At 52.9% G+C, this 23,597-nt stretch carries 23 protein-coding genes and 1 other RNA gene; 18 read left to right on the forward strand and 6 right to left on the reverse strand.

The window, feature by feature from the left end:
- Window positions 1–20: 20 nt before the first annotated feature.
- A complete protein-coding gene (locus tag P3339_RS05430; protein ID WP_020412607.1) occupies window positions 21–641 on the forward strand; it encodes a Yip1 family protein in 621 nt (206 codons plus the stop codon).
- A gap of 53 nt (window positions 642–694) precedes the next feature.
- On the opposite strand, the gene P3339_RS05435 is transcribed toward P3339_RS05430, so the two are convergent.
- Together P3339_RS05435 and P3339_RS05440 are read right to left on the reverse strand one after the other, a co-directional pair.
- The gene (locus tag P3339_RS05435; protein ID WP_282952647.1) at window positions 695–2,515 is read right to left on the reverse strand and encodes a M48 family metallopeptidase; all 1,821 of its coding nucleotides are present in this window, start codon (window positions 2,513–2,515) and stop codon (window positions 695–697) included.
- Between the two features lie 80 nt (window positions 2,516–2,595).
- Window positions 2,596–3,192 carry a LemA family protein gene (locus tag P3339_RS05440; protein WP_282952648.1) on the reverse strand — a complete coding sequence of 199 codons (597 nt, stop codon included), beginning with the start codon at window positions 3,190–3,192 and terminating at the stop codon, window positions 2,596–2,598.
- Between the two features lie 182 nt (window positions 3,193–3,374).
- Between P3339_RS05440 and P3339_RS05445 the strand changes: the two genes are divergently transcribed.
- Window positions 3,375–4,565, forward strand: coding sequence for a thiolase family protein (locus tag P3339_RS05445; RefSeq protein ID WP_026305002.1), 1,191 nt, complete (start codon window positions 3,375–3,377; stop codon window positions 4,563–4,565).
- 94 nt (window positions 4,566–4,659) lie between these two features.
- On the opposite strand, the gene P3339_RS05450 is transcribed toward P3339_RS05445, so the two are convergent.
- The 4 genes from P3339_RS05450 to P3339_RS05465 form a co-directional block, all read right to left on the reverse strand.
- Window positions 4,660–5,250 carry a BON domain-containing protein gene (locus tag P3339_RS05450; protein ID WP_282952649.1) on the reverse strand — a complete coding sequence of 197 codons (591 nt, stop codon included), beginning with the start codon at window positions 5,248–5,250 and terminating at the stop codon, window positions 4,660–4,662.
- 62 nt (window positions 5,251–5,312) lie between these two features.
- The gene (locus P3339_RS05455; protein WP_353056887.1) at window positions 5,313–5,843 is read right to left on the reverse strand and encodes a D-sedoheptulose-7-phosphate isomerase; all 531 of its coding nucleotides are present in this window, start codon (window positions 5,841–5,843) and stop codon (window positions 5,313–5,315) included.
- Between the two features lie 64 nt (window positions 5,844–5,907).
- Complete coding sequence (locus tag P3339_RS05460) at window positions 5,908–6,270, reverse strand: YraN family protein (protein WP_020412613.1); 363 nt, start codon at window positions 6,268–6,270, stop codon at window positions 5,908–5,910.
- A complete protein-coding gene (locus P3339_RS05465) occupies window positions 6,257–8,170 on the reverse strand; it encodes a penicillin-binding protein activator (protein ID WP_282952650.1) in 1,914 nt (637 codons plus the stop codon). The genes P3339_RS05460 and P3339_RS05465 overlap by 14 nt, the downstream gene beginning before the upstream one ends.
- Window positions 8,171–8,209: 39 nt before the next feature.
- Between P3339_RS05465 and rsmI the strand changes: the two genes are divergently transcribed.
- The 16 genes from rsmI (at window position 8,210) to P3339_RS05545 (ending at window position 23,542) form a co-directional block, all read left to right on the forward strand.
- Complete coding sequence (gene rsmI, locus P3339_RS05470; protein ID WP_020412615.1) at window positions 8,210–9,052, forward strand: 16S rRNA (cytidine(1402)-2'-O)-methyltransferase; 843 nt, start codon at window positions 8,210–8,212, stop codon at window positions 9,050–9,052.
- A 70-nt stretch (window positions 9,053–9,122) separates the two neighbouring features.
- An RNA gene (gene rnpB, locus P3339_RS05475) (RNase P RNA component class A) lies at window positions 9,123–9,476 on the forward strand.
- A gap of 462 nt (window positions 9,477–9,938) precedes the next feature.
- Window positions 9,939–10,382: a division/cell wall cluster transcriptional repressor MraZ gene (gene mraZ, locus P3339_RS05480; RefSeq protein ID WP_282953554.1), complete on the forward strand. Its 444-nt coding sequence runs from the start codon at window positions 9,939–9,941 to the stop codon at window positions 10,380–10,382.
- Window positions 10,383–10,394: 12 nt separating this feature from the next.
- Window positions 10,395–11,327 carry a 16S rRNA (cytosine(1402)-N(4))-methyltransferase RsmH gene (rsmH, locus tag P3339_RS05485; RefSeq protein WP_282952651.1) on the forward strand — a complete coding sequence of 311 codons (933 nt, stop codon included), beginning with the start codon at window positions 10,395–10,397 and terminating at the stop codon, window positions 11,325–11,327.
- Window positions 11,328–11,332: 5 nt separating this feature from the next.
- The gene (gene ftsL / locus P3339_RS05490; protein WP_020412618.1) at window positions 11,333–11,608 is read left to right on the forward strand and encodes a cell division protein FtsL; all 276 of its coding nucleotides are present in this window, start codon (window positions 11,333–11,335) and stop codon (window positions 11,606–11,608) included.
- Between the two features lie 179 nt (window positions 11,609–11,787).
- Complete coding sequence (locus P3339_RS05495) at window positions 11,788–13,548, forward strand: peptidoglycan D,D-transpeptidase FtsI family protein (RefSeq protein WP_282952652.1); 1,761 nt, start codon at window positions 11,788–11,790, stop codon at window positions 13,546–13,548.
- The gene (locus P3339_RS05500) at window positions 13,545–15,074 is read left to right on the forward strand and encodes a UDP-N-acetylmuramoyl-L-alanyl-D-glutamate--2,6-diaminopimelate ligase (protein WP_020412620.1); all 1,530 of its coding nucleotides are present in this window, start codon (window positions 13,545–13,547) and stop codon (window positions 15,072–15,074) included. Before P3339_RS05495 ends, P3339_RS05500 begins: the two co-directional genes overlap by 4 nt.
- A complete protein-coding gene (locus P3339_RS23350) occupies window positions 15,071–15,478 on the forward strand; it encodes a UDP-N-acetylmuramoyl-tripeptide--D-alanyl-D-alanine ligase (RefSeq protein ID WP_353056888.1) in 408 nt (135 codons plus the stop codon). Before P3339_RS05500 ends, P3339_RS23350 begins: the two co-directional genes overlap by 4 nt.
- Window positions 15,475–16,449: a UDP-N-acetylmuramoyl-tripeptide--D-alanyl-D-alanine ligase gene (locus tag P3339_RS23355; protein WP_353056889.1), complete on the forward strand. Its 975-nt coding sequence runs from the start codon at window positions 15,475–15,477 to the stop codon at window positions 16,447–16,449. The genes P3339_RS23350 and P3339_RS23355 overlap by 4 nt, the downstream gene beginning before the upstream one ends.
- Window positions 16,449–17,534 carry a phospho-N-acetylmuramoyl-pentapeptide-transferase gene (gene mraY, locus P3339_RS05515; RefSeq protein ID WP_020412622.1) on the forward strand — a complete coding sequence of 362 codons (1,086 nt, stop codon included), beginning with the start codon at window positions 16,449–16,451 and terminating at the stop codon, window positions 17,532–17,534. Before P3339_RS23355 ends, mraY begins: the two co-directional genes overlap by 1 nt.
- Window positions 17,535–17,540: 6 nt before the next feature.
- Window positions 17,541–18,944 (forward strand): UDP-N-acetylmuramoyl-L-alanine--D-glutamate ligase, encoded by a 1,404-nt coding sequence (gene murD, locus P3339_RS05520; RefSeq protein ID WP_282952653.1) that lies wholly within the window; start codon window positions 17,541–17,543, stop codon window positions 18,942–18,944.
- On the forward strand, window positions 18,916–20,139 hold the full coding sequence (gene ftsW, locus P3339_RS05525; RefSeq protein ID WP_282952654.1) for a putative lipid II flippase FtsW: 1,224 nt from the start codon (window positions 18,916–18,918) through the stop codon (window positions 20,137–20,139). The genes murD and ftsW overlap by 29 nt, the downstream gene beginning before the upstream one ends.
- Window positions 20,139–21,197 carry an undecaprenyldiphospho-muramoylpentapeptide beta-N-acetylglucosaminyltransferase gene (murG, locus tag P3339_RS05530; RefSeq protein WP_282952655.1) on the forward strand — a complete coding sequence of 353 codons (1,059 nt, stop codon included), beginning with the start codon at window positions 20,139–20,141 and terminating at the stop codon, window positions 21,195–21,197. Before ftsW ends, murG begins: the two co-directional genes overlap by 1 nt.
- 67 nt (window positions 21,198–21,264) lie before the next feature.
- On the forward strand, window positions 21,265–22,728 hold the full coding sequence (gene murC, locus P3339_RS05535) for a UDP-N-acetylmuramate--L-alanine ligase (protein ID WP_020412626.1): 1,464 nt from the start codon (window positions 21,265–21,267) through the stop codon (window positions 22,726–22,728).
- A 68-nt stretch (window positions 22,729–22,796) separates the two neighbouring features.
- The gene (locus P3339_RS05540) at window positions 22,797–23,069 is read left to right on the forward strand and encodes a hypothetical protein (protein ID WP_282952656.1); all 273 of its coding nucleotides are present in this window, start codon (window positions 22,797–22,799) and stop codon (window positions 23,067–23,069) included.
- Window positions 23,054–23,542 (forward strand): cell division protein FtsQ/DivIB, encoded by a 489-nt coding sequence (locus P3339_RS05545; RefSeq protein WP_282952657.1) that lies wholly within the window; start codon window positions 23,054–23,056, stop codon window positions 23,540–23,542. Before P3339_RS05540 ends, P3339_RS05545 begins: the two co-directional genes overlap by 16 nt.
- Window positions 23,543–23,597 lie beyond the last annotated feature (55 nt).

Below are 23,597 nucleotides of genomic sequence, written 5' to 3' on the forward strand. Positions count from 1 at the left end.
GTATTGAAGGGAGTTTCAGCGTGCGATTACTCAGTCACACAATCGGCATTCTTACTAATCCTGAAAAAGAGTGGAAAGCCATCCGAGCGGATAGACATTCTTTTTTCCAGGTTTTCGTGACCCATGTTCCATTTCTGGCTCTGATCCCTACAGTTGCCGGCTACTTTGGTGTCACACGGGTGGGATTTGAGGTGGGGGGGCATCTGGCCAAGTTGACTCCGGAGAGTGCAGCAGTTTTGTCTATAGTGACCTACTTTGCGTTACTGGTCGGAGTCTATTGCCTTGGGGAATTTATTAACTGGATGGCGAGGTCCTATGGTGTCGAGGGTGATGAACCTACACGCCATTATGAAGGCACCGCGCTTGCGGTCTTTATCACTACGCCAATTTTCCTCGCTAGTATTGTGGTTCTTTTCCCCCACCCTTGGCTTACTATGGCCGCCGTGGGCATTGCGGGGATGTACTCAATCTATCTGGTATTTGCCGGTATCCCAATTTTGATGAAGATGAACAAAGAGCGGGCATTTCTTTATGCCTGTGCGGTGCTCACTGTGGCGCTTGTCATGATGGTTACTGTCTTAATTACTTCGGTAATTTTGTGGAGCGTAGGAATAGGCCCTGTCTATCAGCATCACGTTTAATAAATAAGTGGAAACAAGCCGGCAATGCCGGCTTGTTGGTTAGTCGACCCGATTTATGGCTGCGCTGGTAGCAGAGGTGGCATTGGGCAGTCCAAGCTATCTGCTACGGCCCGGAGCAATTCGATTTCCTCTGCCTTGATCACCCCGTTATGGCTTAGGGTTAGTACCATTGCCTTTAACAATGCCGGTTTATCCAGAGCTTTCATCTGTCCTGCAATGGCGATGGCCTTGTCGAGCCGCGGTAAATTTATATCCTTGTGACTTGGCAGTGGTGTGACCTCTATACCCAAAGCCTTGAGGCCTTGCTCATAAGCCCTTTTGGCAGGTAGATACTCACTATTGCCCGAATGGGCGATAGCGGCGAGAAGGAAACAGTTGGCATCTTTGCTGGCTCCCTTTTTATTGGAAAGCCGCTGTCGGTCAGGAGAGCCCTCCAGTGCGTGCATCAGTACCCGATATAGGGCCCACTCCCAAATCTCAATTTTCCCATCGCTGTGCAGCAGTTTGATCAGGTTTCTCTTGAATACTTGATACTGCTGAGGGACCAGTGCTCTCAGGGCGGGAACACAAAGATCCAACAGGGCCAAGCGTGCACTATTGGGCAGGCTTTCCAGCTGTGTCTCCAGTTGTCGCATTTCCCGCACCACTGCTGGATGGGCAATTTTATTGAGTAGTTCGCGTTGTACTTGCCGCTCTGCCCCCTCCTTGTGTAACAGCAGGTGATAAATTAGCGCGCGTGCGGCGAAGGGGTCATGAGCTGCCTGCTGAAGTCCAGAGGGAATAGATTGAAGCAGCTGGCGTCCGTATTGCACCTGTTGTTCGCTCGGGTTGGCAATGCTGTTATCTACAGCATCCAGCGCTGCCTGGAAGGGTGCGGATTTTGCGAAAGTGGATACTTGCGCGGACTCAACAAATGCAGGGGGCTGTGATTGTGAGGCGTTATTAGTATTGTCGGGGTAAAGGCCATTCCAGCTGGGGTCGAGTCGGGTGATACGATCTGACAGAGGCGGATGTGTGGCGAAGAGGTTAAATAGCGAACGCTTCATGCTATTGGCAAAAAACATATGGCTGTATTCCGCTGCCCTGCCGCTGGTCAGAGTCGATTTTGAGCCGTAACTGCCAATCTTTTTTAGTGCGCTAGCGATACCTATATTGTTCCGGGTAAATTGTACTGCAGAGGCATCTGCAAGGAACTCCCGTTGGCGACTAACTGCAGACTTAATCAGGTTGCCGAAGAAGGTTCCTGTATAGCCCACAACCATTAATGCTGCACCGAGCCCAAACAGAGCCGCACGCCCTCGGTTTTCTCGATTGCCAGGGTAAATTCCGCGAACCAGCCAATGGCCGAGCAGGCCAATAATCAGGATACCGTTCAGCATTCCTACGATACGGATATTCAAACGCATATCGCCATTTAAGATATGGCTGAACTCATGTGCCACTACACCTTGCAGTTCCTCTCGATTAAGGTTTTCAACACAGCCTCGAGTGAGGCCGATCACTGCATCGGTGGGTTTGGAGCCCGCGGCGAATGCATTGATCGCATCATCCTCAATCAGGTAGACATCCGGCACAGGGGTACCTGAGGCGATTGCCAATTCCTCTACAACATTCAGTGCGCGTTGTTCGTTGGAATTCTGCGGAGCAATATTGAGCTTGCGTCCGCCGAGGGATTCGGCCACTGCGCTGCCGCCGGCGTTGAGTTGGTACAGTTTATATAGGCTGCCGAGGGCGACAATGGCAGCAATCGTCAGGGCGATGGATATCACAGTTTGCCAGCCCAGTAATTGCTCGATAGTACTGAATGAAAAAGGCTGGCCGCGAGAGAGCGCTATCGCTGCGGCAGCGACTAAAGTGGTCAGGGAGATCAGCAAAACTACGGCTAGAGCGAAAAGCCCTACAAGCAGGAGACTGTTTCGTCTGGCGCGATCCTGGTACTCAAAAAATTCATCTCTTAAAACTCGATACGAGGAGCTACCTGAGCGGCATCTGAGTCGGCAAATTCCAGCAGTTGGGCATTGGCGCGATGCCCGAAAAAACCAGCCAGCAATACTGGCGGAAAGCTTTGTTTGTATATGTTGTAATTTGTGACCGAGTCGTTAAATGCCTGCCGTGCAAAGGCAACTTTATTCTCAGTACTGCTCAGCTCCTCGTTGAGTTGCATCATGTTCTGGTTGGCTTTCAGGTCCGGGTATGCCTCCATTACTGCAGTAAAGCGTCCCAGGGCTCCATTCAGGGCGCTCTCTGCACGGCCAAGTTTGCCGATGGCAGTGGCACTTGACGGGTTTGAGGCTGCTGCCTTGAGATCGCTGATGGCGGTATTGCGCGCAACAGTTACGGCTTCGAGGGTTTCCCGTTCGTGTTTCAGGTAACCTCGAGCAGTTTCCACCAGGTTGGGGATCAGGTCGTGGCGCCGTTTCAGTTGTACCTCTATCTGTGCAAAGGCGTTCTCATTGCGATTTTTTAGGGAAACCAGTTTGTTATAAACCCCTACTCCATAAAACAAAAGTGCAGCAATAACCACCAGCACGATAATGCCTGATAACTCCATAAGTCCTCTCGCCACTTTTTCTTATGATTGGCGCCGATAGTAACACGCTCCATCTGCCGGGCGACGCTAGTAGTGAAACTGGCTCTGGCGGAGCAGGGTAGTGCTTCGGCTATAATGCGGCGACTATAAAACACAATTGCCGCCACAGCAGAGAGGGCGGTGTAGAACTGGGAGCAGACAGAATGAGTGATGTAACTTCAGACCCCGTAGTGATCGTCGGAATGGCGAGGACCCCGATGGGTGCCATGCAGGGTAGCTTATCCTCCTTGAGTGCCCCACAGTTGGGCGCAGCGGCAATTCGTGCGGCTCTGGAAGATGCAGGGGTAGCCCCCGCAGATATCGATGAAGTCCTGATGGGTTGTGTGCTTCCAGCAGGTGTGGGACAGGCGCCTGCGCGCCAAGCTTCGCTGGCAGCAGGTATTCCAGACAGCACGCCCTGTACTACCGTCAATAAGGTGTGTGGTTCTGGTATGAAGACTGTGATGATGGCCCGGGATGCGCTGTTGTTGGGGGAGGGCAAGGTCATTGTTGCCGGTGGTATGGAAAGTATGAGCAACGCCCCCTACCTTTTGCCTAAAGCCCGTTCCGGCATGCGCCTGGGGCACGGTGAGGTTAAGGACTCCATGTTTCTCGATGGCCTTGAGAATGCTGAAGACGGCAAATTGATGGGTGCTTTTGCTGAGGGTACTGCGGATAAGTATGGGTTCTCTCGTGAAGAGCAGGATGCGTTTGCCCTGGAGTCCCTGGCTCGTGCCCAGGCAGCAATTGAAAATGGTGATTTTGCCCGTGAAGTTACCCCGGTAACCATTGCTTCCCGACGTGGAGAGGTAGTCGTCAGTGTAGATGAGGCTCCAGGCAGTGCTCGTCCAGACAAAATCCCGCAGTTGAAACCGGCTTTCCGCAAGGATGGCACTGTCACTGCAGCCAACTCCAGTTCTATTTCCGATGGCGCTGCGGCATTGGTACTGATGCGAAAAAGTGAGGCTGATAAGCGCGGACTCAAAATATTAGCGGTTATCAAAGGGCAAGCTCAGTTTGCCCGTGAGCCCGAGTGGTTCACTATTGCCCCAGTGGGTGCCATGCATAAGTTGCTGGAAAACACCGGCTGGTCTGCTGCCGATGTTGACCTGTTTGAGATTAATGAGGCTTTCGCCGTGGTAACCATGGCAGCCATGCGTGAGCTGGAACTCCCCTGGAATAAGGTTAATGTGAACGGTGGCGCTTGTGCCCTAGGCCATCCATTGGGTGCCAGCGGTGCTCGAATCTTGACCACCCTGTTGGCCGCTATGGAGAAGCGCGATGTTAAGAAGGGCATCGCTAGCCTTTGCATCGGTGGTGGTGAGGCCACGGCGATAGCTATTGAGCGCCTGTAACTTTGGCTTAAAGCTTCACCAATAAAAAACGGAGGCTTAGCCTCCGTTTTTTATTCGGATATCAAATTGTTAAATGGGGTACAACATCACTGTATCAATTGATGTACTCCACGGCTTTTACGACCTTCTGTACTCCACCAATTGAACGGGTTACGCCCGCAGCGCGTTCTGCTTCCGCCGGGGTCAGAAGCCCCATCAAGTAAACCACCCCATTTTCTGTTACCACTTTGATGCGAGCCCCATCAATTTCCTTATCTGCAAGCAAATTGGTTTTCACTTTAGTTGTCAGCCAGGCATCACTGGTGGAGGCGAGAAAGGTGACTTTGCCGCGTACCTGTGTCTCGTTGTACACCTGTCGTACGTTCTGAACCTGCTCAGCAGTGCGGCCGGCAAGCATGCGAAGTTCCTGGTTGGGTACCTGGCCTGTGAGCAAAACCACCCCATTGAAGGAGGTTACGTCAACATTTGCTGCTTTCAGGTCGGGGTGGGCTTTGTTGATATTCACTGTGACAATGGTTTCGATTCTCTCATCATCGATATAAGTCCCCAGCGAGCGTTTCCCTGGGTCTTGCTGGATGGGGCCATCGTGAGTGGCCTCCATAACTGTACTGCAGCCGCCAAGCAGAGAGGCTATGGCAAGCGCGGCCAGAAGGCATTTTCCAACAGAAGATAGTTTTGTTTTCATGGTTCAGTCCTCATAGCCACCGAACAGGCTGCTGTCGATCAAGTCGCACAGGCAAAAAATAGTCAGAAGGTGTACTTGGTGTACCTCTGCTGCGACATCGGAAGGCACGCGCAGTTCAATATCGTGGTTATCCAAGAGGGCAGCGCAATCGCCACCATCTCCACCGGTGAGGGCCAGGATTCCCATGTCGCGGTCTCGGGCGGCGCGCATAGCTTGTACCAAGTTGAGTCCCCGCCATCGCTACTAATTATTATCAGCAGGTCGCCGGGTTGGCCAAGAGCGCGTACTGGATGGGCGAAAGTATCCGCACTGCCATGATTTTGTGCGACGGTGCCCATGGAGACACCGTCACTATTGAGTGCCATTGCTGGCAGGCCGGGGCGCTCGCGTTGGAAGCCGCCAGTTAATTGCGAGCTGAAACTCTGCGCCAGGGCGCCACTGACACCATTGCCGCAAAGAAGTATTTTGCTCTCTGCTAGCAGTGTGTGCACCACCATCTCACTGGCCTCCGCAATCAGGGGCGCCAGTATCTCACCGGCGTTCATGGTGGCTTCCAGACTGTGGTGAAAAAGGGTTACGACTCGCTGTTCCATTGTGTCCTTAATTCAGGCGAACCGCAGTTCGCCGTAACTTGGCAAGGTAAATCTCGGTTTTGCCTTAGGCTTCGAAGGCGTTCTTAATCCACTGAATGTTTTGCGCATCGCCGTCTATGGCAAGGACATCGAAGCGGCAGGGACAGTCCAGTTTGTGCTGTTGTAAATAGCTGTGCGCGGTGGCTAGCAGCTTTTGCTGCTTGCGAATATCCACGCTGGCTCCGGCACCGCCAAAGCGACTGCTACGGCGGAAGCGCACCTCCACAAACACGACAGTATCGCCTTCACGGGCGATAAGGTCTATCTCTCCGTGACGACAGCGGTAATTGCGTTCAGTCACCGAGAGCCCCGCGCGTTGTAAGTGAAGCGCTGCGGCACCCTCCATGCGTGCGCCGACAGTACTGGCTGGACGCTTAAAGAGCTTCACTGTTTCCTGTCAGCTGGCCGTTGTCTTGAGGTATCGACAGCGGCTCTACAGTTGTTATTGGCACAGGCACCCCCTTCTCGATTCGTGCCCACATCTGTTCTCGCACAATGCGGCCATCAGCACTCAGACTGAGTGCCCCAGTGAGACCATGTACTTTCTGTTGCGGAAACTGGCGCAACATGGGAAGGCGTGGGTAGAGGCGGAATGCATCGGCGCCCAGAGCGTATAAACGGGCAAATGCTGGTGCCGGAGCGGCTTGTTGCTCTATGTCTTGCTTGGTCTGGTTATTCTCAAATAGCCAGGGCAGGGCGGTAAAGCGTACGCCGTTAATATCGCGGTCACGATTTGGATTGACACTACCACCAAAAACATGGGAGGTGGCATAAACCGGTAGGTCGCCGGCGTAGTAGTAGGTCAGCATAGGATTGAGTTGGCGGGCCTGTTGGGGCAGGGCTGCTACAAACACCATATCGACATCATCGCGGCGCCGTGGGGTGAACTCCAATGGCGCGGCCAAACGGCCCTGCAGTTCCTTTTTGCGCGCTTTGCTGGCTGGGATTAGTAAAGCATCGCTAACCAGGCTGGCAAACTTGCTGTTATTGGAGAATGTCTTGCCAATACTGACTGAGCCGCCGAGATTTTGCCATTCCTCCCGGAATGCTTCGGCCCCCCGTTGACCCCAGCTGCTATTGGTGGTGAGTACCATTGCCTGGCGGTGGCCCTGACGGTAGGCATGTTGGGCGATCTGACGGGCTTCGTCCTCAACAGCGAGGCCAAACTGCACTAGGTCATTGGTGAGTCGTCCCTGGTCACCATAGTTTAGCGCCAAGGTGGGTACTGGCAGCTTCTCTGTCGCCAGTAGGTTGGAGACTTTGCTCTTGTTCAGGGGGCCAATAATGAACTGAGCGCCTGCATCCACGGCATTCTGGTAGATTTCCTCGAAGGGCTGCTCTGTGCCGGTATCGTATACCATGACCCTGGGAGTGGCTCCTCCGGCGTTCAGGGCTGTGTAGTGTGCTGCCATAAAGCCATCGCGGATCGCGCGACCGGCACTGCCAAGTGAGCCGGATAAAGGCAGTAGCAGGGCGATGCTATCGGCGCGTTGAGCCGCTAGCCGTTCGAGCAGCTGTAATGCTTGTGGTGGATGTGTGTTGGCGGTATGCGCTGGCCAGCGCTCACGCCAGCGGCTAAGGGCGGTAAGTTGTGAGCTGATATCAGTCTGAGTATCTCGACCCAGTAGCGCCAGCTGATACCAGCCGCGCATTTGGGTGTCGCTGCTTTTATTGGCGCGATTCTTTAATTCACTGGAAGGTAGCTGGGTAAGTAGTTGCCAGAAGCCATTGTTGTTCTCAACGATTGCATCATCAGACTTCACAAGGTAAGAAATCTCACGTCGCTCACTAATGGCGCTGTCGAGATTACCAAGGAGGCCCCAAAGGTCTGCGCGCAAGTTGCGTAAGGGTAGCGCAGTCGACTGTGGCAATTGCGTCCAAGCACCCTCAAGGCGTGGAGATGTAGCTAAGTCCAGGGCTTCGAAGAAGTCATCGCTATCGGCAAGTAAACTGCCATACACCTGTGCATAGCTGGCATAGAGGGTGTTATCCAGCTGTTCGGGAATAATTTTCACAACAGCTTCTTTGGCTGACTCTTTCTCTCCCAGCTCGTATAGAATGGCGGCCGCCCGAAGGCGCTGCTGGTCCCGCGCGGGAGCCGGCAAGGTCTCGGCGCTACGCAGTAGGCGAACGGCATCGCTGCGGCTGGCTTTGTGGCTGGCCGGGAAAGTGGGCTGGTAAGCCCCCGGTCGGGAGGCTGGAGTTTGGCAGGCGGTTAAAGCCAGTGCCAGTGCTGCCGCAGCCATGCTGGTGATCACAGTAGACGTGCGCCGGGAAGAGGCGGACATATTCTTCTCCCGCAATATTTATATTTGGAGTGAACAACTATGGGGCCGGATCAGGCGATGCTTTATATTGTCGCTACGCCTATTGGTAATTTGGCCGATATGGTACCGCGAGCTGTTGAAGTTCTACAATGTGCCGACCTGGTTGCGGCGGAAGACACACGTCACAGTCAGAGACTCTTTTCCCATTTCGATATTGAAACGCCCTTGATGGCGTATCACGACCACTCTGATGACAAGCGCACTGGCCAGATTTTGCAGCGGCTTGAGCAGGGGCAGACGGTGGCGCTGATTTCTGATGCGGGTACCCCTCTTATTTCAGATCCAGGTTATCGTTTGGTGCGAGAGGCGCGTGAGCGGGGAATCCGTGTAGTGCCGATACCTGGGCCCTGCGCCTTTGTAGCTGCTTTGAGTGCTGCAGGCTTGCCTAGTGATCGCTTCAGTTTTGAGGGGTTTCTGCCGGCCAAGGCCGGAGCCCGTGAGCGGGCTTTGCAAGAGTTAGCTGGTGCTACCCGCACGCTGGTTTTTTACGAGGCGCCACATCGAGTTGCGGATACCCTTGAAGCAATGGCAAAAGTGTTTGGTGCTGGGCGTGAAGCAGTAATTGCTCGTGAGCTTAGCAAGGCATTCGAGACTTTCCGCCTTATGCCGCTCGGTGAGCTGGTCAGCTGGGTGCGCTCGGATGCTAATCAGCGGCGTGGCGAAATTGTCCTGCTGGTACGCGGAGCCGAGCGTCGCCTAGTCAATGAGCTGGATGCGGAGGCGCAGAGAGTGATGTCGCTACTCCTTGCGGAGTTGCCGCCCAAGAAGGCTGCGGCTATCGCTGGGGAAATTACCGGCGTTAACAAGAAAGAGCTTTACAATTGGAGCTTGCAGCAGAAATAAGGCGCGGGCTTTTCTTTGTAATTAAGCTTTGCCTGTTGCAATCCCGCTGTCGCCTCATTACTCTTCGCCGCGAGCTGGCCGGGCAATCGCTGTCACCTTGTGTGATGGAGGAAAGTCCGGGCTCCATAGGGTGGAACGCCAGGTAACGCCTGGGGGGTGTGAGCCTACGGAAAGTGCAGCAGAGAGTAGACCGCCGATGGCTTCTTCGGAAGCACAGGTAAGGGTGAAAGGGTGCGGTAAGAGCGCACCGCGCGGCTGGTAACAGTCCGCGGCATGGTAAACCCCGTTCGGAGCAAGACCAAATAGGCCCTCTATAGGTGTGACCCGCACTGAGGGCGGGTAGGTCGCTTGAGGTGTCTGGTGACAGGCATCCCAGATGAATGATTGTCCTCGACAGAACCCGGCTTATAGGCCAGCTCATCCATTCCCGAAGCCCGGCAAGTGCCGGGTTTTCTCTTTTCTATAAATCCGGAACCCTGTTTTTGACGCTTAATTCATGTGGCGAGGCTGCAGTGCGACTATGTGGCGTGTGTCACACGACTTGAATTGTTAGTTTAAAATAATCGATCATTTTGTGAGTGAGTACTCGCACTAATTTGTTGATATGTGAAGATGACATTGGCGCCACTCGCCAAATCTATTCTGTAAGCCGCGAGTTTACTGGGGTTTATGGGGACTTTGGGGTCGATTTCCTTGACTTTGCGATACCCAGTTTTATAGTGTCAAAGGTGGGAAAAAGTGGAAAATCGTGGAACTTTGTGGTTTATTCGCAGCCAGTAAGTGGGTGTTTACATTGCGCGAATAAAGTTTGGGTTTTCCCGCTAGCAACCTGCAAAGGTGCAGTTCGCTGCGATAGGCGTAATTGATAGCGAGTGAAAATCTCAAAGTGTATTTGGGTAGCCATGCAATCAATATGGATGCCAAGGGGCGTCTGGCGATACCAGCGCGGGTCCGCGACCGGCTGCTGGATGACTGCGCCGGTTGTTTGGTGATTACTGCGCATACAGAGGAGCGTTGCTTGCTGGTTTACCCTGCGCCCCAGTGGCAGCAGATTTTACCAAAGATAGAGTCCCTACCCAGTTTTAATAAAGTGGCGCGCCGCGCCCAGCGTCTTTTAATTGGCTATGCCTGCGAATTGCAGGTGGATGGTAATGGCCGGGTATTGATCCCACCTACCTTGCGTGAATACGCCGGGCTGGAAAAGAAGCTGATGCTGGTAGGGCAGGGAAAAAAATTAGAACTTTGGAGCGAGGAACGCTGGATGTCCTGGCTCGATGACAGTGAAGATGAGGAGGGAATGCCAGAGGAAATGGCATCCCTCTCTTTATAAGGAGTACACGGGGTGTCTCAAGAATTGCATCGCAGTGTGTTACTGCGCGAGGCCGTGGACGCCCTGATTACTGATCCAGACGGCTTTTATATCGATGGGACTTTTGGCCGTGGTGGCCACAGTGCCGCAATCTTGAAACAGCTAGGTCCCAAGGGACGTTTGCTGGCCGTTGATAAGGATCCACAGGCGATTGAATACGCCCATCAGCGCTTTCAGTCTGATTCACGTTTTTCGATCTGGCACGGCTCTTTTGCCGATATGGACAGTGCGGCGGCTGAGCAGTCGGGGCGGGTCAACGGCATTTTATTGGATTTGGGCGTCTCATCCCCGCAGCTGGATCAAGCTGAACGCGGTTTTAGTTTTATGCAGGATGGGCCACTGGATATGCGCATGGATACCAGTCGTGGTCTCAGCGCAGCCCAATGGGTGAATACCGAAGATGAGGCTGAAATGGCCAGGGTCTTCAAAGAGTATGGGGAGGAGCGTTTCGCTCGCCGTATGGCTGCCGCTATCGTGCGCCGCCGGGTGGAAAAGCTCTTTGAGCGAACTTTAGATTTAGCGGAAGTAGTCAAAGCGGCCAATCCCGCCTGGGAGAAAGGCAAGCATCCCGCCACCCGGGTTTTTCAGGCAATTCGTATCCATGTTAATGGCGAGTTGGGTGATTTGCAGAGCGCGTTGGATAAATCCCTGCAGCTGCTGGCTCCGGGAGGGCGGTTGGTCATTATCAGCTTCCATTCGCTGGAGGATCGCATGGTCAAGCGCTTTATTCGCGAGAAGGAGCGTGGCCCGCAACTGCCCCGGGGGCTGCCGGTAATGGATAGTCAGATCGCCAGGTCTCTGCGCTCTCTGGGTAAGGCAGTGAAAGCCAATGAAGTTGAGGTGGATGAGAATCTGCGCTCGCGCAGTGCGGTAATGCGGGTTGCGGAAAAGCTGTCAGGGAACTGATAGCAATGCGGGGCAAACTTTTGATCGGGCTCGGGTGTTTGTGGTTAGCCGCGATGGCTTCAGCCCTGTCTGTAGTTTATTCAACCCAGCGCAGCAGAGAACTGACCGCTGAATTGGGTAGAGCACAAAAAGCTCAGGATGAACTGCGCTATGAGCAGGAGCGTTTGCTGTTGGAGCGAGGAGCCTGGTCTGCCTACAGCCGCGTGGAAAAGGTAGCTCGCGAAGAATTAAAAATGCATGTGCCAGCTCCATCTGATCAGGTGCTGGTAACGGTGGATTGATATTAAGAACTACAAGCCTTAATAGATTAGGCCCCGTGGTTTGTATGTCTTTGTGCTTTTAAGAGTGGCACCAAAATAAGCATAAGAATTTTGAGCGTAAAGGGTTTTAGGCGGGTTGTTCAAGAGAGCCCTGAAGGAATTTGATTTCAAAGTGAAAAAATAACGCCAACTGGAAAAATATGGGCGCAATCAAGAAAAAGCAAGTTCAACCGGGAATTGCCCGCTGGCGTTTTGTGCTGGTGGCAGCTCTGTTATGCCTGCTTGCAGTGGCTTTGGTGCTACATCTGGCGCGCTTGCAGGTTGTGCCCGCTGCAGAACGCGGTTATCAGTTTCTACAGGACCAAGGGCGTGCGCGGACTATTCGCACGGAGGAAATCGCTGCTTATAGGGGCTCCATTGTCGACCGCAACGGCGAACTACTAGCGGTCAGCACACCGGTGCATAGTTTGTGGGCAAACCCCAAGCTTTTGAAAGAAAGTGGTATTAAAAAGCTTGATGAGTTAGCCCGGGCCCTTGAGTTAAAGCCATCTAAATTTGCCACGCGCTTGGAAAAGTACCGCAATAAAGAGTTTATGTATTTGCGCCGTCACTTGACCCCTGAACAGGCCGGCAAGGTACTGGATCTCGGGCTTTCTGGGGTTTATAGCAAGAAAGAATACAGACGCTTTTACCCTGCTGGGGAGGTGGTTGCCCAACTTTTGGGTTTTACCAATATTGATGATCGTGGCCAGGAGGGTCTGGAGCTGGCCTACGATAAGTGGCTTTCTGGCCAACCTGGTGCACAGCAAGTAGTAAAGGATCTAAAAGGCCGCACTGTCCAGGAGCTGGCCATTCAGAGAGAAGCACAGCCAGGCCAGGATTTGCGCCTGTCCATCGATATGCGCCTGCAATACCTGGCTTATCGTGAGTTAAAGCGAGCTGTTGCTGAAAATGGTGCTGCCTCGGGTTTTATGGTGATTCTCGACACCCATAGTGGCGATGTGTTGGCGATGGCCAACCAGCCCTCATTTAACCCCAACAACCGCAAAGGCGTGAAGGCCTCAGCCATGCGTAATCGCGCCCTAATCGACCAGTTTGAGCCCGGTTCCACGGTAAAACCCTTGACTGTGTTAGCTGCTCTGGAAACCGGGCGCTACAAACCTCACACCCAGATTGATACCAGCCCCGGCTATATACGTGTGCCAGGCAAAACCCTGGTTGACCCGGTTAATTATGGCAAGTTGGATCTCACTCGCATTATCACCAAGTCGAGCCAGGTTGGTATCACAAAAATTGCCTTGGATCTGGAACCAAATTCGCTACGGGAACTCTTTTACCGCCTGGGCCTGGGAGAGGCAGTTGGCAGTGGGTTTCCTGGAGAGACACCGGGCATTCTGCCAAGCCGTAGTCGCTGGCACCCAATCGAGCGGGCCAATTTTGCCTTCGGCTACGGTTTAACAGTAAATGCTGTGCAGTTGGCTCAGGCCTATAGCGTGCTGGCCAATGCCGGGCTCAAGCGACCAGTCTCCCTAGTGTTATCTGGGGATAAAGTCGATGTTGAGCCCGAACGGGTGATTGAAGGGCCGCTGGCGCAGCAGGTAACCGCCATGTTGGAGACGGTTATTGGTGCTAGTGGTACGGGGCGTCGAGCCAAGGTGGACGGTTATCGTGTTGCTGGTAAGACCGGCACGGTGCACAAAGTCGGCCGCAGAGGTTATGAAGATAGTCGTTACCGCTCGGTATTTGCTGGCTTTATCCCTGCTGACAAACCCCGCCTGGCTGCGGTTGTAGTTATTGATGATCTCAGCCATGACAAGTATTCCGGTGGTGAAGTGGCGGCACCGGTATTCGGATCGGTAATGGCTGGAGCTATGCGCCTGCTGCAGGTACCGCCAGAGCAAGTGGAGCCAGCGGAACGACAGCTGGCCGCGCAGTTAAGCGAGAGAGGTTCAAAATCGTGACTCAGCGCGAAAAACAATTTATTTCCCTACAGGAATTAGTGCCAGGTTATGCGGGTATCCCCGATATTGCCGTTAGTGGCGTTGCCCTGGATAGTCGCAAGGTAAAAGCCGGCGATGTATTTATGGCGCTGCGCGGTTCTATCGTTGATGGGCGGGAATATATTGACTCTGCAATTGAGGCTGGCGCTGCAGCAGTGCTAGCTGATGGCGATACACTGGAATGTAAAAGCCGCGGTGACATTCAGATTGTCAGTGTGCCGGGTTTGGCCAAGCGTGTTGGTGAGATTGCCTCGCGTTTTCATGGAAACCCCAGTGGAGAAATGCATCTGGTTGGGGTGACCGGTACTAATGGTAAGACTACTTGTGCCTACCTGACTTCTCAATTATTGGCCCATCATTTTGGCAACGCCGCTGTGATTGGCACCATTGGTAATGGTATTTGGAATGACGGGGAAATTGAGTTACAGGAAACTGGGCTCACAACGCCAGACCCTGTGTATCTGCAGGCAGACTTTGCCAATTTTCGGGATCGTGGAGTACGAGCTGCGGCAATGGAGGTTTCCTCCCACTCCCTTTCCCAGGGGCGTGTGCATGGTCTGATTTTTGATACGGCTATATTCACCAACCTTTCCCGCGACCACTTGGATTACCACGGCAATATGGCTGCATATGGTGCTGCCAAGGAAAAACTGTTCGGGCTGCCGAAGCTGAAACGCGGCATTATCAACTTGGATGACCCTTTTGGTGCCCAGCTGGCAGAGCGCTGTAAATTGCGCGGCCTGCGTGTGCTGACTTACGGACTGCAAGCTGGTGACCTGCATGTGACCGATCTTTGCCGTCATGAAAAGGGCTTTTCTGTTGAACTCGATTCACCCTGGGGGCGTGGTGAATTAAACGCGCCCCTGATCGGGGATTTCAATATTTACAATGCACTCGCGGTAGTTGCAGCGGCGGCATCTGCAGGCATGCCGTTTGAGGAAATTCTCGCTGTTTTTCCCACTATAAAAGCGGTGCCTGGCCGTATGGAGCGAGTACAGGTAAAGGGGGCGGATGAAGTGGGAGTGTTAGTGGATTATGCCCACACCCCGGATGCTCTGCGCGCTGCCTTGGCTGCTGCCCGCCCATACTGCCGAGGCAATTTACTCTGCGTGTTTGGCTGTGGTGGCGACCGGGATAGCGGCAAGCGTGCATCCATGGGGCGCATTGCCTCAGAGATGGCCGATCGTGCAATTGTGACCAGCGATAACCCCCGCAGTGAAGAACCACAAAAAATTATCGACGATATTCTTGAAGGCGCCGCCAATAATATTGAAGTGGAAATCGATCGTGCCAAAGCTATCGCCCAAGCTGTCGCAGCGGCACAACCGGGGGATATCGTCCTTATTGCAGGCAAAGGTCACGAGGATTACCAGATTATCGGTAGTGAAAAAATTCATTTCTGCGATCGAGAACATGCTGCGGCAGCACTGCGTTTGCGCGCTGGCAAGTCTGCGCAGGCTGAGGGTATGGAGGGAGAAACCCAGTGATCAGGTCTTTGTCCCTGCAGGATTTACAGGCCCGTTTTGGCGGTGAGCTGGTTAACGGTTCCGTGGAGTTTTCGCAGGTGTTTACTGATACCCGGAAACTCAATCCCCAAGCTTTGTTCGTGGCATTAGTGGGTGAGAACTTCGATGCGCATGATTTTGTAGGCGAGTTGGATGGCCAGGTATTGGGGTTAGTGGTTGATCGCGAAGTCCCCGGTTGCAGCTTGCCGCAGTGGAGGGTGGAGGATACTACTGTAGCCCTTGGACAGATTGGCCTGATGTGCCGCGAACAGTTTACGGGACCGGTAATTGCTATCACTGGCTCTTGTGGCAAAACCACTGTCAAGGAAATGCTCTCGGCTATTTTTTCCCAGCGCCACACTCCCTGTGTGACCAGGGGAATTTGAACAATCAGTTCGGCTTGCCAATGACCCTCTTTGGCCTTTCTGATCAGCACGATGTACTGATTCTGGAAATGGGGGCCAGTGGGCCTGATGACATCGGTTATTTGTGCGGTATCGGCAAGCCTCTGGTCAGCGCAGTCAATAATGTGATGCCTGCCCATGTGGAAGGCTTTGGTTCGGTGGATGCCATTGCTAGGGCAAAAGGGCAGATTTACTCAGGTCTGGAAGTTGGTGGTACTGCAATTATCAATGCCGATGATAACTATGCGGATTACTGGCGGCAGCGCATGCCGGAAGGTGTGCGCACTTTGGAGATAGGTCTCTCCAATCAGTGTGCGCTGTACGCTGAGAATATTGAGTTGGATGCAACCGGCTGCGCCGCATTTGACTTGGTTATTGAGGGTGTTACGCACCCAGTTAAGTTGCAGTTACTGGGCGAGCATAACGTTCACAATGCCCTTGTTGCTGCCGGCTGCGCTTTTGCCGCAGGCATCCCGGCTGCGGAAATTGTTCAGGGGCTGGCAAATATCAGCGGGGTATCCGGGCGTCTGCAGGAGCAGCCAGGCATCGCCGGAGCGACGGTGATTGATGATAGCTACAACGCAAACCCGGGTTCAGTAGGGGCCGCTATAGAGCTGCTCGCGCAACGGCCGGGTAAGAAAATTTTGGTATTGGGCGATATGGGTGAATTGGGCCCTGACGCCGAGGATATGCACCGTGGTGTCGGTGCCCTAGCGCGCAAGCGGGGGCTTGATGCGCTATTTACTTTTGGGCCGCTGGGTACTGCCGCCAGTATGGCTTTTATCGAGGGGCGCCATGAGTCTCTGCGCAATTACCGGGAAAGAGAGCTGCTGATCGCGGCTGTGACTCAAGAGCTTGACAACAATACTACCGTACTGGTGAAAGGTTCTCGCAGCGCTCGAATGGAACTGGTAGCGCAGGCACTGCTTGGCAACAGCAGAGGGGAGATGTAATGCTGCTTTGGCTGGCGGAATTATTACAACAACATGTGAGCACCTTTGCGGTGTTCAATTATTTAACTGTGCGCGCAATTCTGGCAGCACTTACTGCCTTGGGAATTTCCCTGATTGTTGGGCCGCGCATGATCAACTGGCTCAATCATTTACAGGTTGGGCAAGCCATCCGTGACGATGGCCCTCAGAGCCACTTAAGTAAATCGGGTACACCCACTATGGGCGGTACACTGATACTTGCCTCTATTTTTTCCTCTGCACTGTTGTGGTCGGATTTGGGTAACCGCTACGTATGGGTAACCCTGTTGGTTACCTTTGTATTTGGTGCTGTCGGTTTTGTCGATGACTATAAAAAAGTTGTACATAAGAACCCGCGCGGCTTAATTGCCCGGTGGAAATATTTCTGGCAATCCATTGCTGGCTTGGGCGCAGCGATTTATCTCTATATGAGTGCAACAAGCCCGGCGGAAACTCAATTTTTTGTGCCTTTTTTCAAGGATGTTGCCATTAACCTGGGGCCAGTGAGCTTTATTTTACTGACTTACTTTGTCGTAGTCGGCTCCAGTAACGCGGTCAACCTGACCGATGGCCTGGATGGTCTAGCCATTATGCCAACGGTAATGGTAGGCGGAGCCCTGGGAATTATTGCTTACTTATCTGGGCACGTTGAGTTTGCCAATTATCTGCATATTCCCGCAATTGCCGGAGCTGGGGAGTTGGCAGTGTTTTGTGCAGCTCTGTGTGGCGCCGGGCTCGGTTTTTTATGGTTTAACACCTATCCCGCCCAGGTATTTATGGGAGATGTGGGTGCGCTGGCACTGGGTGCGGCACTGGGAATCATTGCGGTAATTACGCGGCATGAAATTGTACTGTTCATTATGGGTGGCGTTTTTGTAATGGAAACAGTTTCTGTCATCCTGCAGGTGGCGTCATTCAAACTGACTGGTAAGCGTATTTTCCGCATGGCACCGCTGCATCATCATTTTGAATTAAAAGGTTGGCCGGAACCACGCGTAATTGTGCGGTTTTGGATTATCACTGTGATCCTCGTATTAGCCGGGTTGGCAACACTCAAGCTTAGATAAAAACAAATGAGCCTGATCGCGACTTCTTCGCAACAGAAAGTGGTAATTGGTCTTGGCGCTACCGGAAAATCGGTGGTGCGCTATCTGCTGCGTCACGGTCACACACCTGTGGTTGTCGATAGTCGTGAAAAGCCGTCGGGATTAGATGCTTTTTATAAAGAGTATCCGCAAGTGCCGGTGGAAACCGGAGCGTTACGTCCAGACACACTGCTTGCAGCCAGCTTAATTATTGCCAGCCCAGGCGTTGCCCTGGCTGAGCCTGTGTTGCAACAAGCTGTGGCCGAGGGTATTCCCGTGATTGGGGATATTGAGTTATTTGCCCAAGCGCTTATACGTGAAAAGTCTACCGCAAAGCTAGTGGCAATTACCGGCTCCAATGGCAAAAGCACGGTAACCACCTTACTTGGCAAGATGGCTGAGGCGGCAGGTGTCGATGTGCGTGTGGGGGGAAATATTGGCGTACCGGTATTGGATTTACTTCAGAAACCTTTGCCGCAATTGTTCGTTTTGGAGCTTTCCAGTTTCCAATTGGAGACGACCTATTCGCTAGCGGCAACTGTCGCCACGATTTTGAATATGAGTGCGGACCATATGGACCGCTACCCCAGTATGGTGGAGTACCACCGGGCCAAGCAGCGGGTTTATCGCGGTGCTGAACAATTTGTTGTCAATCGCGCTGACCCCCTCACTCAGGGGCCCTTGTCACGAGAGAGACGTGAGTGGACTTTTGGCCTGGACCAGCCTGATCTTAATCAGTTTGGTGTGCGTATTGTCGATGGGCAGGGTTGGCTGGTTCAGGGTACTGAGCGACTGCTGCCGATAGAAGCAATGGCCATGGTGGGCAAGCACAATGTTGCCAATGCTCTCGCAGCGCTCGCACTGGGTAATGCTGTTGAATTGCCTATGCAGGCAATGCTTGGAGTGCTGAAGACCTTCCGAGGGTTACCACATAGATGTGAGCGGGTGGCCGACCTGGATGGGGTTATTTATGTCAATGACTCCAAAGGTACGAATGTGGGCGCAACCCAGGCGGCGCTGGATGGCCTGGCAACGGAAAGCCGTAAAATAGTATTGATTGCTGGTGGCGATGGCAAGGGCGCTGACTTTTCTGCATTGAGCAGCAGTGTAAATACACTGCGTGCAATGGTTTCTATTGGTGCCGATGGCGATAAGGTCGCTCAAAGTTTTGCAGACGAGTGTGAAATTTGTCGGGCTGAATCTATGGTGGATGCCGTCGCTCAGGCTCGAAGGTTGGCGCATAATGGTGACTACGTATTGCTGTCGCCGGCTTGTGCCAGTTTTGATATGTATCGTAATTTTGAAGCCCGAGGCGATGATTTCCGCAATTCGGTTCTCGCACTTTGTGAAGCTGGGGGGCCGGATGAACGAACTCCCGGCACCTTCAAATAGGCGAGATTTCCTCGATGCCCTATTGCCGCTCAGTGTACTGGCACTGGTCAGTATCGGAGTGGTGATGGTCGCTTCTGCTTCTATCGCGTTTGCGAGTGATATTTATGCGGATCCCTGGTATTTCCTTAAGAGGCATTTGGCATTCCTGGCGATAGGTGCTGTGGTGGCACTGGTTGTGAGCCAGATTCCGTTGGCTATTTGGTCGCGCTTGTCATGGCCGCTTTTACTGTTTTCCTGCCTGTTACTGATTGTCGTATTGGTGCCGGGTATTGGGCGTGAAGTAAATGGTAGTCGTCGCTGGTTGGTTCTTGCCGGGATTACCATCCAGCCTGCCGAAGTGGCCAAGTTTTGCATGCTGGTATTTTTTGCGAGCTTTTTGACTCGCCGTAACAAGCAGTTGCATCACTGGAGCAGTTTTATGGTTCCGGTGGTTATTTTAGGCACTGTTGCACTATTGCTGTTATTACAGCCGGACTTTGGTTCTGTGGTAGTGCTTTCCGGTACAGTGCTTGCAATGGTTTTTTTGGGTGGGGCTCGGTTGCCACACACATTCCTGCTGGTAGCGGCAGCGGCCTGTGGACTTGCCTTGATGGCTCTCACGAGTCCCTACCGCTTGCAGCGACTACTGACATTTTTAGACCCTTGGGGCGACCAGTTTGCCAGTGGCTACCAGTTGACCCAGTCGTTAATCGCTTTTGGTCGGGGAGAGTGGTTTGGTGTGGGTCTTGGTAATAGTGTGCAGAAACTATTTTATCTTCCCGAGGCGCACACCGACTTTATTTTCGCCATCCTTGCCGAGGAATGGGGCATGGTTGGCGGCCTGGTGGTAGTTGGTCTTTTTGTGGCATTGACCTACTCGCTACTGTGTCTTGTACGTACGGCTTTGACTCAGCAGAAATTCTTCGCAGCACTATTGGCCTTTGGTATGGCTGTGCAGTTGGCTGGACAGGCTTTTGTAAATATGGGGGTGGCCTCGGGTTTATTACCAACCAAGGGACTGACCTTACCTTTCGTCAGTTCCGGTGGTAGCAGTTTAATAATTTGCTGTGCGCTACTTGGATTGGCATTGAGAATTCGCAGTGAATTGCACACGCAATCAGATGGTGGTAATGCAGCCCTCGGTCTTTTCAGGCAGCTACCAATGTTCGGCCTGGCACGTTCCGGCGGCACCATGACCCATGGGGAGGCAGTGTAATGTCCCAGAGCGAAAAGATTTTTCCCGGCAAGAAATTTTTGGTAATGGCAGGTGGTACCGGAGGGCATGTCTTTCCCGCATTGGCGGTGGCTAAGGCCTTGCATGATCAGGGTGCCAGTGTTGAATGGTTAGGCACCGAGCGCGGAATAGAAGCGCGTTTGATTCCCGAGGCGGATATCCCGCTACATTTTATTCGAGTGGAGGGGGTACGTGGTAAAGGTAAACTGGCCCTCTTAAAGGCACCATTACAGATAATACGCGCTGTTTCTCAGGCGCGCGCAGTGATTAAAAAAGTACAGCCAGACTTGGTACTCGGTTTTGGAGGGTTCGCGACAGGCCCTGGTGGTGTGGCTTCAAGGGTTTGTGGGGTTCCGCTGATTATCCACGAGCAAAACGCAGTGGCGGGGACTACTAATCGTTTACTATCCCGAATTGCCAACAGGGTATTAGAAGCTTTTCCCAGTGGCCTGCCCGGTGCTGTACAGGTCGGCAACCCTGTGCGCAGTGAGATTGCCTCCTTACCGGAGCCTCAGTTGCGTATAGGTACAGAGTCACCTTTGCGCTTGCTGGTGCTGGGAGGCAGCCTGGGAGCAGTGGCTATTAATGAGCTGGTGCCCAGGGCGATAGCTCAATTACCAATTTCTCTGCGGCCGCAAGTAGTACATCAGTCGGGCGAGCGCCACTTGGACTTGGCTCAGGAAGCGTATCGCACTGCAGGCATAGAAGCTGAGGTTGTACCTTTTATTTCAGATATGGCTGAAGCTTACAGCGCAGCGGATCTGATTATTTGCCGGGCAGGTGCTTTAACTGTATCTGAAATTGCCGCCGCAGGAGTAGGCGCAATTATGGTTCCTTTCCCATTTGCTATTGATGACCACCAGACACGTAATGGGGAGTGGTTGCAAAGTGCGGGGGGGCTATTGTGGTTCAACAGAACGCAATGGATGTACAGGCGCTTTCCATGTTGTTACAGGAACTTCTTTCGAGCCCAAAGAAACTACTGGAGATGGCTGAGGCCGCACGGCGCGCAGCTAAAACGGATGCGACTGAGCAGGTAGTGACTGCCTGCAGTGAAGAACTGGCTTTGGCCAGATAATTAATAGTAAGTGGACGAAGGTTAAGAGAATGTCTTCTGAGCGTACAAACGCAGATAAAAGTTACGCTGTTCCTGCGATGCGCCGCATCCGCCGTATCCACTTTATTGGGGTTGGTGGTGCTGGAATGAGCGGCATCGCAGAAGTATTGCAGAACCAGGGCTATGAGGTTTCCGGTTCTGATTTGCGTGAGTCACCGGTGACAGAGAGGCTGCGTAAACTCGGTGTCGAAGTGCAGATAGGGCACAGTGAGGCAAATATTCAGGGCGTAGACGTTGTAGTGAATTCGTCAGCAGTACATGGGGATAACCCTGAGTTGATTGCTGCCCATAACAAGCGTATTCCGGTGGTGCGTCGGGCAGAGATGCTTGGTGAGCTAATGCGCTATCGCTATGGGATTGCTGTTGCTGGGACTCACGGCAAAACTACGACAACCAGTTTGATTGCTGCGATTTTTGCCGCAGATAAAAAAGACCCCACCTTCGTTATTGGTGGTTTGGTCAATGCAGCTGGAGCTAACGCGGCGTTGGGTGAAAGCCGATACCTGATTGCTGAGGCGGATGAAAGCGATGCTTCCTTTATTCACCTGCAGCCTATGGTAACCGTAATTACCAATATTGATGCGGATCATATGGAAACTTACGGCGGCGACTTCGAAAAAGTGAAGCAGATCTTTATCGATTTTGTTCACAACCTGCCATTTTATGGTCTTGCCGTGGTCTGTGGTGACGATGCAAACGTGCAGGAAGTGATACCGAAGTTTTCGCGCCCAGTGCTCACGTACGGTTTTTCTGAGGGCAATGACTTCCGTATCGTCGAGGTAAACCAGGAACCCTTAAGAAGCCACTTTACTGTCCAGCGCCCTGGTGGTGACTTGTTGCGGGTATCAGTCAATACACCAGGTATCCATAACGTACTCAATGCTACTGCAGCGATAGCCGTTGCATCTGATGAGGGTGTCAGTGATGAGGCTATCCGCAAAGGGCTGGATGGTTTCCAGGGAGTGGGGCGTCGCTTCCAAATCTACGGAAATTTCTCAGTTAGTGACGACGGTAGCGCAGAAAAAGTGATGCTGGTGGACGATTATGGCCACCACCCTCGAGAGGTTGCTGCGACGGTCAAGACTGTGCGTGATGGTTGGCCTGAACGGCGACTGGTAATGATCTACCAGCCCCATCGCTATACGCGGACCCGGGATCTTTTCGAAGACTTTGTTCAGGTTCTGTCAGAGGTGGACAAACTAATTTTGTTGGATGTATATAGCGCGGGTGAATCGCCAATCCCAGGTGCTGATGGTCGTACCTTAGCACGCAGCCTGCGCAATCGCGGTCAAGTTGATCCAATATTTGCTGAGACCATCGATCAGGTTCCACCAGTGTTGGCGGATTTGTTGGAGCCGGGAGACATAGTTTTGACTCAGGGGGCCGGGAATGTCGGAGCTTTGTCCCAGAAGTTGGCACAGTGGCGCCTGGGCGAGAAGACTTCCGAGGCTTAAGGTACGGTGAGGTCTGCAAAAAAAAGCTAACGCGAAAGAAAGATAAGCCAATTCGCGGAGCTAGCCCCATGGGGGGCGACGGCAGCACAGGCAGAATTAACTGGCGCCCCTGGTTGCTGTTATTACTGGTGGCAGGCTTGGTTATTGGGCTTGGCAGTGGAGGATTGTGGTTGTGGCAGCGCCTACCAGCAATCCAGCTGAGTGAAGTGGATACACTGGAGCAGGTTGAGGTTCGTGGCACTTTTAATGCGGTGTCTGAGGAGCAATTAAAAGAAATTTTGTTGCCCTATCTCCAGGCTGGTTTTTTTCCGCAGATATTCGGGCGATGCGCTCTGCGATAATGGCCAACCCCTGGATTACTTCGGTGTCGATTAGCCGTCATTGGCCTAAGGGTGTTGTGGTTGAGGTGACAGAGGCTCAGCCATTAGCAGTTTGGGGTAAAGCGCACTTACTGGTAGCTAGTGGAGCTTTACTACCGCGCCCAGCGCATATGCGTCTCGGTGCATTACCTGAACTTGCTGGGGACGAAGAGCTGGTTGGACAAATTATGTCTCAATACCAGGCTCTCGCGGGTCTTTTAACTACGCGGGATATGGAAGTAAAACGCTTGTCATTTGATGACCTTGGCGGCTGGCACCTGGAGTTAGTGTCGGGAATTGAATTAAAACTCGGGCATGATGCGTTACTGGAGCGGGTTAACCGCTTCCTTTTCCTGAGTCGTGGCTTGCTCGCGCCGCATTTACATAAGATAGCGGGGGTGGATACCCGTTATGGTAACGCGGTTGCGGTTCAGTGGAAGAACGAAGAAAAGTAAACAGGGATGCAGCGAGAGCTGCTGTTGAAAGTAAAGTTTAAAGGCGAAGCTTGTA

It is taken from the genome of Microbulbifer sp. MLAF003 (assembly GCF_030012965.1).
Classification (GTDB): domain Bacteria; phylum Pseudomonadota; class Gammaproteobacteria; order Pseudomonadales; family Cellvibrionaceae; genus Microbulbifer; species Microbulbifer variabilis.

Coding starts and splice junctions, on each gene's coding strand:
- P3339_RS05440 (WP_282952648.1), bottom strand. CDS start 3,192: ATGGAGTTATCAGGCATTATCGTGCTGGTGGTTATTGCTGCACTTTTG.
- P3339_RS05445 (WP_026305002.1), top strand. CDS start 3,375: ATGAGTGATGTAACTTCAGACCCCGTAGTGATCGTCGGAATGGCGAGG.
- P3339_RS05450 (WP_282952649.1), bottom strand. CDS start 5,250: ATGAAAACAAAACTATCTTCTGTTGGAAAATGCCTTCTGGCCGCGCTT.
- P3339_RS05455 (WP_353056887.1), bottom strand. CDS start 5,843: ATGGAACAGCGAGTCGTAACCCTTTTTCACCACAGTCTGGAAGCCACC.
- P3339_RS05465 (WP_282952650.1), bottom strand. CDS start 8,170: ATGTCCGCCTCTTCCCGGCGCACGTCTACTGTGATCACCAGCATGGCT.
- rsmI (WP_020412615.1), top strand. CDS start 8,210: ATGGGGCCGGATCAGGCGATGCTTTATATTGTCGCTACGCCTATTGGT.
- ftsL (WP_020412618.1), top strand. CDS start 11,333: ATGCGGGGCAAACTTTTGATCGGGCTCGGGTGTTTGTGGTTAGCCGCG.
- P3339_RS05495 (WP_282952652.1), top strand. CDS start 11,788: ATGGGCGCAATCAAGAAAAAGCAAGTTCAACCGGGAATTGCCCGCTGG.
- mraY (WP_020412622.1), top strand. CDS start 16,449: ATGCTGCTTTGGCTGGCGGAATTATTACAACAACATGTGAGCACCTTT.
- murD (WP_282952653.1), top strand. CDS start 17,541: ATGAGCCTGATCGCGACTTCTTCGCAACAGAAAGTGGTAATTGGTCTT.
- ftsW (WP_282952654.1), top strand. CDS start 18,916: ATGAACGAACTCCCGGCACCTTCAAATAGGCGAGATTTCCTCGATGCC.
- murG (WP_282952655.1), top strand. CDS start 20,139: ATGTCCCAGAGCGAAAAGATTTTTCCCGGCAAGAAATTTTTGGTAATG.
- murC (WP_020412626.1), top strand. CDS start 21,265: ATGTCTTCTGAGCGTACAAACGCAGATAAAAGTTACGCTGTTCCTGCG.
- P3339_RS05540 (WP_282952656.1), top strand. CDS start 22,797: ATGGGGGGCGACGGCAGCACAGGCAGAATTAACTGGCGCCCCTGGTTG.
- P3339_RS05545 (WP_282952657.1), top strand. CDS start 23,054: ATGCGCTCTGCGATAATGGCCAACCCCTGGATTACTTCGGTGTCGATT.